8 protein-coding genes are annotated in these 9,083 nt (G+C 41.8%); 1 reads left to right on the top strand and 7 read right to left on the bottom strand.

What is annotated here, in order from left to right; all coding sequences use genetic code 11:
* Positions 1–236: 236 nt before the first annotated feature.
* From O9290_RS28020 to O9290_RS27990, 7 genes are all read right to left on the bottom strand, one after another.
* Complete coding sequence (locus O9290_RS28020) at positions 237–509, bottom strand: hypothetical protein (protein WP_002763300.1); 273 nt, start codon at positions 507–509, stop codon at positions 237–239.
* Between the two features lie 5 nt (positions 510–514).
* A complete protein-coding gene (locus O9290_RS28015) occupies positions 515–1,255 on the bottom strand; it encodes a hypothetical protein (RefSeq protein WP_002763299.1) in 741 nt (246 codons plus the stop codon).
* A 121-nt stretch (positions 1,256–1,376) separates the two neighbouring features.
* On the bottom strand, positions 1,377–3,122 hold the full coding sequence (locus O9290_RS28010; RefSeq protein WP_288058071.1) for a diflavin flavoprotein: 1,746 nt from the start codon (positions 3,120–3,122) through the stop codon (positions 1,377–1,379).
* A 190-nt stretch (positions 3,123–3,312) separates the two neighbouring features.
* The gene (locus O9290_RS28005) at positions 3,313–3,813 is read right to left on the bottom strand and encodes a phosphate-starvation-inducible PsiE family protein (RefSeq protein WP_002763297.1); all 501 of its coding nucleotides are present in this window, start codon (positions 3,811–3,813) and stop codon (positions 3,313–3,315) included.
* A gap of 119 nt (positions 3,814–3,932) precedes the next feature.
* A complete protein-coding gene (locus O9290_RS28000) occupies positions 3,933–5,657 on the bottom strand; it encodes a diflavin flavoprotein (protein ID WP_288059620.1) in 1,725 nt (574 codons plus the stop codon).
* A gap of 554 nt (positions 5,658–6,211) precedes the next feature.
* Complete coding sequence (locus O9290_RS27995) at positions 6,212–6,697, bottom strand: DsrE family protein (protein WP_002763295.1); 486 nt, start codon at positions 6,695–6,697, stop codon at positions 6,212–6,214.
* 143 nt (positions 6,698–6,840) lie between these two features.
* The gene (locus O9290_RS27990; RefSeq protein WP_288059621.1) at positions 6,841–8,520 is read right to left on the bottom strand and encodes an ABC1 kinase family protein; all 1,680 of its coding nucleotides are present in this window, start codon (positions 8,518–8,520) and stop codon (positions 6,841–6,843) included.
* A gap of 280 nt (positions 8,521–8,800) precedes the next feature.
* Between O9290_RS27990 and O9290_RS27985 the strand changes: the two genes are divergently transcribed.
* A complete protein-coding gene (locus O9290_RS27985) occupies positions 8,801–8,983 on the top strand; it encodes a hypothetical protein (protein WP_002763293.1) in 183 nt (60 codons plus the stop codon).
* Positions 8,984–9,083: the final 100 nt, after the last annotated feature.

The raw sequence follows: 9,083 nt of genomic DNA, 5'->3' as shown, positions 1-9,083 counted from the left end.
ATTCATAGTAGGGTTGATTCATAGTAGGGTTGATTCATAGTAGGGTTGATTCATAGTAGGGTTGATTCATAGTAGGGTTGATTCATAGTAGGGTTGATTCATGAATCAACCCTACCCTTAATAGATGAAGTGTGAGAAGACTTGGCATCATCCCCAGCATTAAGATAAATCCTATAAAATACTTTTAGTTTTTAAGAAGAAAGTCGGTAATCGGGGAAAAGGTGAGGAGAGAAAGCTTAGGAAAGCTGATAGGAGCCGTGACGTTGGGCATAATAATCGAGAATTGCCGTGACTAGAGTGCGATCGCTTTCCTGAAAAGTCTCGGTATAGTTAATTTCTAGACTACCGATCTGACTTTGATGATAATCGAATTGTTGGAACTGCTGGGGAGTGAGATGGGTTTCCACACCCTGAACCTGTTGTAAATGGCTGGCTAATTCTCGATAGATAGCCAAGGGCATTTGCGGATAAATAATGGTTTGTTTTTGTTGAATAGCAATCGATCGCACGGGTTTTATTCTCCTGATTCGGGAATATTATAACTGATCGAGGCTTGCGGTGCGGCCGGTTCGGGTACACCATCCCCTAAACGACGGGTAATAGTTCGACCGTATTGTTCTAGGACAATATAGGGATTATCGGGATTAGTATCGATCGCTTTAACTAAAATTAAACCATTAGAGAGAGTAGAACCCGGAATAACTCGACGTTCCGTGGCTTCTCCGGGGGCTTTCACGATCGCCATAGGAGTGGTAGGTAACTGGACGATGCCCGATACTTGCACTTCTTCCGCTTCCGTCGGTTGCGGTGGTGGCGGCGGCGCTTTAACTATCGGTCCTCTGGGAGTGGCACGATTACCTCCGGGTGCAGGTGCGGCTGCGGGACGATTACCTCCGGGTACAGGTGCGCCAGTGGCCGCTGGAGTCCCAGCTGGGGGTTTTTCCGCCGCTGTAATCGTAATATTTGGTTGTAGGGGAAAGGGAGCAAAGGGATCCCTGCGACCGCGATTAATTTCCGCCCGTTTTTGGTCAGGATCGGTAGCAGGAATCAATCCCGCTACCCTTAGGGGGGTTGGTTCGGTAGCTGGTTGTACAGCGCCGCTAAAGGCGGGTGGTTGGGCAGCCGGGGGACTGGGAGAGGGGGTGGGGGTTTCTTGGCTGGGTGGTGGGGATTGATTAGCTTGGTTAGAAGCTGGACATCCCACCAACAATAAAGCGACACTCCCCACCGACAGTATTAGCGGCAATTTTTTCATAGGGAAACAAAGACAAAATGGCCCGGTCGGACAACCTTGGATAATAACATAACCTATCTTTCCCAGAAATCTAGGCTGATTACACGGGGAAAGTCAGGAACTTTGCCCCGCTAGTCCAGTTTTAATACTGACTACCGGATTTACGATGACCGATGGCGGTGACACCGTTACTATCCAAAACTTGACCCCGCTCGACGGTAGCATAGACTAACCAGCGATCGCCGCAGAGTTGTCGCTCTTTCACCGTACACTCTAGATAGGCGAGACTTTCGCTTAAAATCAGACAGCCATTTTCCCCGACTTGGGTTTCTAATCCCGTAAAGACATCACCGCCAGATTTGATGCGATTGGAAAAATGGCGGCGTAAATTGCGCCCTTCCTTGAGAATATTCAAGGTAAAGGCGGTTCCCGAGTTAATTAGACGGTCGGCGGCTTGTTCGTCGGCAACGGCGATAATTAGCCCCGGGGGGTTAAAACTGGCTTGGGATACCCAAGAGGTCAAGAAACCAGCATGATCCTCGCCCTGACGAGTGGTGAGAACAGAAAGGGAACCGACGATCCGGCCAACGGCCTGGGCAGTGCGATCAATTTGTGTTTCGGTCATTCCCTGTTGGGGAACCCGCAATTTTTTGGTTTTTTTCAAGGCCCTGGCGAAGGTTTCTCCGGCTAAATAACCTGCTTGTAAACTGCTTTCTGTGGGGCTAAAACGCACGCGCAAGGATTCAAAACCGAGGCGATAATTAGCATCTTTGAGTTTAGTTTCAATTAAATCTACAGCTTCCCCACTCCAACCGTAGGAACCAAAAACCCCGGCTAATTTAGTTTTTGCTGCCGTGGAAAGAACGATTCCTAAAGCGGTTTGGATCTGGGTAGGAGCGTGACCGGCTAAGGTGGGAGAACCGATAATAAATCCGTCACAATTTTCGATCGCTTGACTAATTTCGGCGGGGGTGGCAAACTCACAATTTATTGATTCTACGGCCAGATCATTTTCTAATAATCCTCGTTCGATCGAGCGGGCCAGGGTGGCAGTATTTCCGTAGGCAGAAGCATATAATAAAGCCACTTGTAGAGGTCGAGTTTTTTGTTCTTGACACCAATAACGATAATCGTGGGCAAGACGACTAAGACTATAACGAATTATCGGACCGTGGGCGGGTGCATAATATTGGGCGGGAAATTCTTTAATTTTGTCGAGGGCTGTTTCTACCGCTTTGGATTGCACGGCATGGAGACAATCAAAATAATAACGACGATCCACATCTAATTCTTTCCAATTTTTATCCCAAAGATCGTCACTGCACAGATGTACACTAAAGAATTTATCGCTGTATAAAATTTGGTTTTTTTGGTCAAAAGTGCAGATACCATCAGGCCAGCGGTGCGTAGGGACATTAATAAAACTTAGTTGATGACCTTGCCCTAAATCAAGGATTTCATCGCTTCGTATGCCCAAAATTTGGGCATCGGGAAAGGCATTTTTAAGGGTATTGACGGCAGATTTAGAACAGAGGATGGTGATTTGATGGGTGGCGGCTAATAAGGCCTTTAAAGTGACGATACGGTTGGGATTAACGTGACTGAGAATCAGATAATCGAGACGATGTAAGGAGATATATTGACGAATTTCTTCTAAATAAATTTCGGTGAAGGATTCTCCAGGGGGATCGATTAAGGCGGTTTTATCGCCACAGATAAGATAGGAATTAGCGGTGGTTCCCCGTTGACGAGCATATTCTATTTCAAATTTTAATCTGTCCCAAGTACGGGAGCGAAAAACCCAAGTTTTATCGGCAATTTCTGCGGTTTGAACATCGCGGGAGCGATTATTAATAGCAGGATTGGGAATTAAGGTATTAGTGGTCATAATTGTTAAGTTGGGTGTTGGGTGTGGGGTGTGGGGTGTGGGGTGTGGGGTGTGGGGTGTGGGGTGTGGGGGGAGTGAGGTTTTAGAGTTTTAGTTGAAATTACTCTATCTCCCCATTACCCTATTCCCCCATTTTCCTATCCCCTTCTAACTGATAACTGATAACTGATAACTGATAACTGATAACTGACTAAATTTTGCTGTTTATTTCAGTTAATTCTTTAACTAAATGTTGACGATAACGTTCAGAAACTTTTTGTTCAGGATCGATACCTTCAAAGGTGGGAGGAAGCCAAACTCTTAACACCATTAATGTACCGAGAACTATTAGAAAAGCACAGGCAGCTAATACTTGTGTCCAATTAGTTTCTAGGACTCCTCTAACAATTAATTCTCGCAAAACCGAGACGATAGAAACTTCCACGGCAACACCGATAGAAACTCGTTTTTCTTGCAAATAAATAATCAACAATCGGAACAATTCTACTAGAATTAAGAGGAATAAAATATCGGCGGTAATAATCCGAAATTGAATCGGTGGCAGCAGAGACATAAACATTTCTCTGACTTCTAACACCATGAAGCTAAATAAACCGATACAGAGAGAAATGACAATTAAATCTTGAATCATTTCTAAGACTTGCACTACTCGCACCATCATTGGGGAAGGGTTTTTAATTGGTTCGTACATTTTATTTCTCCTAAGATTGATAGAATTGGGTGTTAGCTGTTGGGGGGATTTTTCAGTGAGCAGTGAGCAGTAACCAGTAATCGGTGAACTGATAACTGATAACTGATAACTGATAACTGTTAATAATGGTTGCCAACTTTGCGATGATGGACAGCAGTTAAGGTATCTAAACGGGCAACTCGTCCGGTATTAACGGTACAATAAACTACCCAATGATCGCCGCAATCTAAACGACTGGTTACTTCACATTCTATGTAAGCTAAGGCATCGGCTAAAATTGGTGATCCATTATTGGCAGTATAGGTTTTAATGCCTTCAAAACGATTGGCACCGGGAGAGAAACGCTTGAGGAAATGTTTCATTAATTTCTGGTAATTATCCTCAGCTAAAACATTTAAAACAAAGGTATCGCTAGGCTGTAAAAAGGATACCATTGCCCGATCTTTGGCCACTGCAATCGCCACACCTAAAGGATTTAAACTTGCTTGTGTCACCCAAGAGGCAATCATGGCACTAGATAAATCGGCTTTTTGGGAAGTAATTAGATACAATCCGGTACTAATACGGCCTAAAGCTCTTTCTAAGTCGTTGTTAATCGATTTAATTTGTTTAATCGTTTTTTCTCGGCTTAACCATTGGCCGAGGTCGGTTCCTGCTTCATCGGCAATAAAATCGAGGGATTGATTGGGATTGTCTTTAACTAAAAGAGGAGGAAAAGCTTCGATTGCGACCATTTCCTGTAATTTATTTCTTAAGGGAAAAATTGGTTCATCTTCCCCACCTCCTGACTCAAATAATCCTACAGCTTGTTTGCCATTAACTGCAGCAAGAATCGTGCTTAAAATCGTCTGGTTAGTCAGGGAAGATTGGGGAGGCATTCCGATGACAACTCCTTTAGACTGATTGATTAATTCTCTGACTTCGTGGGGATCAGCATTATTCATATCGACTAATTCTGTCACCACATCAGTTTTAGTCAGACCCTGACTAATCATAGTGGCTAAATGTTCGCTTTGTCCGTAATCTTGGGTAAAGAATATAGCCACTAAAGTATCGGCAGAAGTTTGTTCTTGACTCCAAGTTTGATAGCGTCCCACCCAATCAGAAATATGGTGTTTTAATAGGGGACCGTGACCAGTGGCAATGAGATTAATCTCAAATTTCTCGATTCTTTTAATTGCCCCTAAAACTGAACGAGCATTCGGTCGCATCAGACAGTCATAATAGGTTTGAAAATCGGCTTCTAGCAGGTCTTTTTCTCGATCGTAGGTTTGATCATCACAAAAGTGCATTCCGAAGGCATCACAGGTAAAAAGGGTGGCAGTTTTAGCATCAAAAGTGAAGATAGTATCGGGCCAATGAAGATTAGGGGCTGCAACAAATTCTAAGACATGACCATTACCTAAATCTAAAGTATCACCACTTTTAACTATTAACTGTTTAAAGGGTCTGTGTACCATGTTTTCGAGGAATTGCATGGCAACTTTTGCCCCCACCACGGTAACTTCTGGGACTAATTCCAAAACCTCTTTGACTAAACCACTGTGGTCGGGTTCGGTGTGACTGATAATTAAATAATCAAGATGATTGATGTTGATTAGTTTAGTTAATTCATCCAGATAAAGGCGATCGAATTTGCGGTGAGATGTGTCAATTAGGGCGGTTTTTTCCCCTTGAATAACAAAAGAGTTATAAGTGGTACCGTTTTCTAAACTAAATTCGATATCAAAACGATCGCGATCCCAATCCAAACAGCGCAAGGTAAAAGTATTTTCGGCGATTTCTTGGATTTGTGTGGTTAAACGGCTGGTTTTAGCGGGTTTTGGGGTGATTAAAGCAACCATAATTTCTATCTCCCACAGGATTTGATTCGGAACTGCATTTGCTTAATTCCTATGGTGACTTGCTTTCAGCGATTTGTAAAATACCAATTACTAAAGTAAATGATTAGTTAGATTTATATAGTTTTTTATCTATGGTTACGGATATTAATTTGAGTGCCAGCGTTGCCGAATCAAGATAGGATACTAAATCCGGTTATTAAAGACTGATTATTTATTGCTCCTCTTGCCTATTGCAAGAGTGCATGAGTGCCTGTCCTGATATGTAGCCTATACTCAACGGATTTAGTATGAGTCCCTCGTATCGATTTCTCAACGTTTGTCTCTGGCACTTTTTTGACTAAAAAAGTGCCAAAACCGTTTTCTAGTAGGCTTCCAGTAATATTCAGCAAACCCTAGATAGTCAACAGATTAGCTTTCTGGGAGGGCGGTCCACGAACCAAGAAAAATGGTATAACGACTGAGTCAAGAGCGGCCGCTCTTTTAAGCAAAAATAAATCTACTAATAATAGAGACCTTATTGTTAAGGTCTCTAGATTCTCTAGAAAATGCTAGATTTACCAGCTAATTACTTTAACCGTTTCGTTAAATAAATTTGCTTCTAGGGAATCGGGGGAACTTGTCACCACACCGGCAATTAGATCTTCGGGTTTTATTGCTGCTTGTTTCATACAGGAGGGACAAATTAAGACTTTTCCCCCTTGACTGATGAAATCTACTAACATTGCTTGCAGGGTTTTACCGGTGATACCGTTAGTGTGTTGAGGAATTGTCTTCGCAGCCAAGTGTACCCCTGTAATATTCAAAAAAATAGTGGTTGAGTGACCTTTTTTCAACATATTGGTGGCGACACCAATGGCCATTGCAGCTCGCCAAGGATCATCGGTGGTTAAATTAACAAATAAATCGGATTTTTGTTGACCGACAGCGATTATTGCTTCGTTAGTTTGTACTGGAGAAAGGGAAGGATTAGCCAAGACTGGGATAGATGTAACTAAGGATAATCCGACAAGGGAACCAAGGGCTAAAGATTTTAACAACATTTTCTTGTCCTCTTGCTGCTGGGTGCAATGAAAACATTTTCATTATGATAACTTCTGGAAAATCTTGTCAACAGACAGCCTGTCAAACTTTAATTTTTGTTGCCGATAACAAAAGCCATCTACTAATTAAAGATGATAATTATTTACTTATCTAACATTTTATCTAATCTTTCCTGAATCAATAAGTCCATGGAAGAACGCAGAAAAAATAAACCAAATAAACCCGCTAAACTGAAGGGAATAATGGCTAGTTTGCTATAGTTAGTGTCTAATAAAAATATGGCTGATATAAGGCTAAATCCCAATAGACAGACATTAATTAATACTTTAATTCCCAGATAAATTCTTTTCAGAAGTCGTTCATTTTCCCGTGACTTAACTTGAAAAACTAAATTTCCTCGCTCGATTTTTTCCTCTAATTGACGGAGTATTCTCTCGTTTTTATTACCTTTTTGCCATTGTTGTTTAAGAAAAGTGCGCGCTTGATTAGCTAGGATAAGCATGGTGTTGGTAGTTCCTCCTGATACTGCTAGACTTTTCACAAAAGGTTGACTAGCTGCTAATAAATTATACTGGGGATCTAAAGAGCGGGCAATTCCATCCAAAGTGGTGACAGATTTAATAATAAAAGTCATTTGGGGAGGTAAGCGAAAAGGTTGCTGTTTAAACATTAAATACACTTGATCGCTAATTTGTTCAAAGACCCTCACATCTACCGGTTTATCGCGAAATTCATCTAAAAGAAACTGCACGATATTTCGTATGGGTTGTAGATCTCTAACGGGTTCAATTAACCCCATATACATCAAAGTTTTTAAGATTGTTTCTGTATCCTTTCTCAAGATAGCGAAAAAGGTTTCGATCATTTGATCTTTAGCGACGGACTTTAACTCGAACATCGTGCCGAAATCGTAGAAAATTAACTCCCCTTCCTGACTAACTGCCATATTACCTGGATGGGGGTCTGATTGGAAAAAACCATCCTGTAATAGTTGTTTGAGATAGGAACAGATCCCCAGTTGAATAATACCATCGACGTTAATATTATTAGCTATTAAAGTCTCTCGATCATCAACTTTAATCCCCGGCACATACTCCAAAGTTAATACCTTGCGAGTGGTATATTGCCAGTAAACTAAAGGGACTTTTACCTGGGGATAATTCTTAAAATTTTCCCGAAAGCGATCAGCATTTTTCCCCTCATGAATATAATCGATTTCTTGAAAGAGTAGCTCAAAGAATTCTTGATAGATAGCTTCTAAATTATATTTTTTCACTACGGGGAAAACATTTAACCAACGGGTGAGACGATGCAACAATTCAAAATCGAGATTAAATAGTCCTTCTAGATTCGGTCTTTGTACCTTAATAACCACCTCTTCCCCACTTAATAACTGCGCTCGATGCACTTGTCCTAAACTGGCACAAGCGAGGGGAGAAACGCTAAAACTTGCAAATAAATTATCTAGGGGTTGTCCTAATTCTGTTTCGATAACTCGGATCGCTTCTTGACTATTAAATTCGGGAACTCGATCCTGTAATTGGGTTAATTGTTCGATATATTCGAGCGGAATTAAATCTGCTCGCGTCGATAAAGATTGTCCAATTTTAATAAAAGTTGGTCCTAAATTCATGAGGCGATCTACTAACCATTTCGCTCTCCTTTGCCGTTTTTTGCCCCTATTAGCCCCCGTTAAACGATCCCAGAGCAAAAAAGTCAAAAACTGCGTTGTAAAGCTAAATATCTCCAATTGACGAATAATTGGTGATCGCAAGCTTTGCTGCCAATGTAAAGATCTGGGGGAATCAAAGGGAGTAAGCATCAGTTATCAGTTATTAGCTCCTGAAGGACGCAAAGCGCCCTAAAAAGAAAAAGAGAAACTAGGGGGAAGCCCTGATCTTATAAATCTGGAAGTATCCTGAACTCAAACCGGAGTAACAATGGTGTCATTAGACCCGATTATCAGCAAAGGTCCCTAGGAAAGAGGAAAAAAGAATTGCCGAGACGAGGATTAACTCGTGAACCCGTGGTCGAGAATCAAGTAAAAAACCCTTCCTAGAACCAGGGTACTTCCCCGATCATAACTCGGAGCCAACAAAGCCATGACCAAATCCCGAAACAAGTCCCCAAAAACCCAAAGTAGTGACCAGAAGTTAAATATCATCAATGCCAAGGCGGCGGGAATTGACCTGGGAGCCAGAGAACATTGGGTCTGCGTCCCCCAAGAATTGTCCCAGGAGAATATGGCTCTTCGGTTTGTGTTATGCAATGGACGGGGGTTATAAGGGATGGAACCCTTATATAGAAAGGCATTTAGCGATTTTTGTCAATTATTTCTTATCTAGAGCGAACTAATCAATTAAGTCTCTTGCCAGATAAGGATTT

This window comes from Microcystis sp. LE19-41.2A (assembly GCF_027530405.1).
Taxonomy (GTDB): Bacteria; Cyanobacteriota; Cyanobacteriia; order Cyanobacteriales; family Microcystaceae; genus Microcystis; species Microcystis aeruginosa.
This window is presented reverse-complemented; position numbering and strand designations above follow the sequence as displayed.